The organism is Endozoicomonas sp. SESOKO4 (assembly GCF_024606275.1).
In genome coordinates this window covers 1-2,808 of record NZ_JAHHPS010000295.1, presented here as the reverse complement: position 1 = coordinate 2,808, position 2,808 = coordinate 1, and the positions used below count along the sequence as shown (strand labels likewise).

Below are 2,808 nucleotides of genomic sequence, written 5' to 3'. Positions count from 1 at the left end.
AAACACAGCACTGCTGGTTCTGACAAAAAAGGCAAACGCGATCTGGGGAGGGCGCGGGGACGATTGATCCCTCTCCCTGATCGCAAGGAAACCGTTGCTTTAATCCAGAGAGCTGTTTCACAGGGTGCACGTAAAGTGAAAGCCTGTACTGCGCTCACCTGGCGATACGCACGGTTCAGCGCTGGCAAAAAGATATAGAACAGGTGCGGGAAGATCACCGTCAATAAGCACACCCGCCAATGCCTGCCAACCAACTTTTTATGTCCTCAGACACCAGAAATAATCAGAAGCCATCCTGAAGTTCATTAAGCCTTAGTAATGTGTTGAGTTTTTATCACAAAGAGGAAGGCTCTGCCTCGACAAGAAGGTCGAGCCCAGCCCGATGACGGGATTCCCACTGATCCAGAGCTTCAATAGCCAATTGCCTACCCACAGCTGCAATCTCGTTAAAACGGTGAAATTCGTAGAATTGACAGATATTACGAGGCACGTTGACCAGGACGTCTGGCTGATAGCCCGCCATTTTGTATCGGGAAAGAGACTCCTGCATCACTTCCATGGATTGGTTGGAAATTTCCATCAGGCTCATGGAAGCACTGAGTTCATCTTGGGATTTCTTACTCTCATTAACACCTACAAGCTTGTCAATAAGACCGTCAAAAATGGATTTTTTGCCCTTTTCTCCCTCTTCAACCTCCTCATTTTTCTGAAAAGGATTAGCCAGCAGGTCAACAGCTACCACCATATCGGCCAGAGCTGATCCCGCAGGTGCCATTGGCAAAGGATTAAGCACGCCACCATCTACCAGCACCTGACCATGCATTTCTACTGGACTGAACAAAGAAGGAATGGCACATGAAGCACGAATAGCTGTCACCAGATCACCCCGCTGGAACCAGACTTCCTTGCGATTGGTCAAACTGGTAGCTACGGCTGTATAGGGAATCGGCAAGTCTTCTATTCGGCAGTCGCCGATAATGTCGCGCATGCGTTCAAACAGGCGATCACCCTTTATGACACCTGGACGCCCCAAAGAAATATCCAGCAAACGGATAATCTCGAACGAATCAAGGGTTTCTGCCCATTGACAATACTCATTCAGTTTACCCGTGGCCCAGAGACCACCGATCAGTGCGCCCATGGAAGCACCGGCTATTGCCGTAATTTTGTACCCTCTGGCTTCCAGCTCACGAATTACCCCGACATGGGCATAACCCCGGGCTCCACCACTGCCTAAGACCAGAGCTACTCTTTTTGTCATTGCTCTTGTGTCCTGTGAGTTGCTTGCGTTGGGCAATAGAATGAACCCTCTCAGACCTGAGGTCTATAGCACACTGATACTTTTCTCTTACTCGCAATAATGTTTAACGTGAATCAGCAGGATATGCCTCTGTGTCTCTACCTTTCCCTTGAGGAATGACCTGAATCTCAACCGATGACCGGATGGATGCCCTTTATATCATGCTTTTGCGGCCATTTTTAAATAATAAGTAGCTTTTGGCTGAACTACTAACTTCATTGTCAGCTTGATAGCGAATTCAGCACTTATTGCCACTGCTTTTACCTTTCGGTCAGGTAATCTTCCACAAGAATTAGCGGCAGCAGCCATGCTTTTAGAAATATTAACCAAGCCTCTGGCGGCGGATCGGAATGTTATGTCAGATACACTCTTTGATATTAAATTCTCTTCAACTTGACAGCTACTTACCTTTCGGGCTCGAAACCTTCCTGAGTCATCCTGGGTAGCAGTATTGACCGAGCAATCTGAGCTTGTTCTTAAATGGGCAGGCCAGTTTTGACCGCAAAGTTTTTCTAAGATCATATTAACATCCTTATCATAAGACTTTGCTTCAATACATTAACCATAGGGATTGGGTTCACATCTCACAATTAGATCAAAGTATTACCTCTCTGTAGGGAACAATTTCGAGACAAAGCTTGATATGAAAGGGGGAATAGGTGGCCGATAACTCTGAAGTCATGTTTATACAGGGGTTTGTTCTTGCAGAGGTACCTGGCAGGTATTGCTTTACTGTACGGTGTACTTGTAGCCTCTGACTGTCCTGTTTTATTCTAGAAAAACACCCTCTTCCAGTAAAAGCAGACTGAGGTAAATCATGCGTCTTGAAAATGTGCGCCTGCATCAACAGGAAGGTCTGTTTGATATCCTTTTTGATCAGGGTAAAATTCTCAGCATCACTGTCACTGGCACACAACGCCAGCCTGACACCGATAGTTTTGATGCCGGTGGTAAGCTGGCATTGCCCCCCTTCATTGATCCTCATGTCCATCTGGATACCTGCCTGACGGCAGGTGAACCGGTCTGGAATCGTAGCGGCACCCTGTTTGAGGGGATTCAGAACTGGTCTCAGCGCAAAAAAATACTGACACACGACGACGTCAGGCAACGAGCAAAAAAAGCACTGTCCTGGTATGTAGGCCAGGGCGTTCAGCACGTTCGCAGTCATGTCGATACTACCGACCCGGACCTCACTGCCGTTCATGCTTTGCTCGAGTTGAAAGAGGACGTTAAAGATCTCATTGACATCCAACTGGTCGCTTTTCCCCAAGAAGGAATCCCGTCTTTTCCTGAAGGTTCAGAGCTTCTCGAAGAAGCTATGAAACTCGGCTGCGACGCTGTAGGAGGCATTCCCCATTTTGAATACACCCGTGAATATGCTCTGAACTCTCTTAATACTGTCTTTGACCTTGCAGAAAAATACGACAGCCTGATCGATATTCACTGCGACGAAATAGACGACGAACAATCCCGGTTCGTAGAGACAGTGGCCTCTCTGGCACTGGAAC

At 47.3% G+C, this 2,808-nt stretch carries 4 protein-coding genes; 2 read left to right on the top strand and 2 right to left on the bottom strand.

Annotated elements, in window-relative coordinates; translation table 11 throughout:
- On the top strand, positions 1–198 hold a 198-nt coding region (locus tag KDK16_RS05565), incomplete at its 5' end, for a hypothetical protein (protein WP_257275059.1).
- 136 nt (positions 199–334) lie between these two features.
- Here KDK16_RS05565 and KDK16_RS05560 read toward each other — a convergent pair.
- Together KDK16_RS05560 and KDK16_RS05555 are read right to left on the bottom strand one after the other, a co-directional pair.
- On the bottom strand, positions 335–1,261 hold the full coding sequence (locus KDK16_RS05560; RefSeq protein ID WP_257275058.1) for a patatin-like phospholipase family protein: 927 nt from the start codon (positions 1,259–1,261) through the stop codon (positions 335–337).
- Positions 1,262–1,459: 198 nt separating this feature from the next.
- Complete coding sequence (locus KDK16_RS05555) at positions 1,460–1,822, bottom strand: hypothetical protein (protein WP_257275057.1); 363 nt, start codon at positions 1,820–1,822, stop codon at positions 1,460–1,462.
- Between the two features lie 295 nt (positions 1,823–2,117).
- On the opposite strand from KDK16_RS05555, the gene KDK16_RS05550 reads away from it, so the two are divergent.
- On the top strand, positions 2,118–2,808 hold a 691-nt coding region (locus KDK16_RS05550), incomplete at its 3' end, for an amidohydrolase family protein (protein WP_257275056.1).

Coding starts and splice junctions, on each gene's coding strand:
- KDK16_RS05555 (WP_257275057.1), bottom strand. CDS start 1,822: ATGATCTTAGAAAAACTTTGCGGTCAAAACTGGCCTGCCCATTTAAGA.
- KDK16_RS05560 (WP_257275058.1), bottom strand. CDS start 1,261: ATGACAAAAAGAGTAGCTCTGGTCTTAGGCAGTGGTGGAGCCCGGGGT.